The following is a 539-nucleotide window of genomic DNA, read 5'->3' on the forward strand; positions in this document are numbered from 1 at the left end:
ACCGTAAGCTCACGGGCTTCCAGTCCTTTCTCTATTGCCGGTAAAATAACTGACGTCCCCTGACTCACCATCGCCAGCCCGCTGGCCATCAGGCTCGACAGCGGCTTTTTCTCTTCCCTGACCTGTCCGCACAGGTAGATAAAATCCATCGCATTCAGCACCAGCAACAGGCTGTTTATTCCCGCCAGCCGGTATTCAGCCTGACCCTTTTCTGTTGCAAAGTGCTCTGCCAGCCTGCTGCTCATCGTCTGTCTAATCGCGGTGACTTCATTCCGGCTCGCCATAAAACGTCCGCTGCGCCGTATACCTTCCAGCACCGTCTGACGCAACGCCGGGGCATCTTTCAGATACTCATCCACTAACGCGTGAACGGTCTCTGACGGTATCCCCGCCCTTACCATAAATACCAGCCTGAAGGCCGTGGTCGCCAGCTTCTCGCCTGCCTTATCCACCAGCAGAATGCGGCTTACCCTGTCTCCCACCGTGACGATAAACGCATCCGTGCTAAAGAGCTGTACTTCCAGTTTACCGGCATTTTC

1 protein-coding gene is annotated in these 539 nt (G+C 55.3%); it reads right to left on the reverse strand.

Annotated features, from left to right (window positions below):
- On the reverse strand, positions 1-539 hold a 539-nt coding region (locus ABLU96_RS11530; RefSeq protein WP_348862524.1), incomplete at both ends, for a hypothetical protein.

The sequence above is a fragment of the Klebsiella sp. CN_Kp106 genome (assembly GCF_040064575.1).
Taxonomy (GTDB): Bacteria; Pseudomonadota; Gammaproteobacteria; order Enterobacterales; family Enterobacteriaceae; genus Klebsiella; species Klebsiella michiganensis.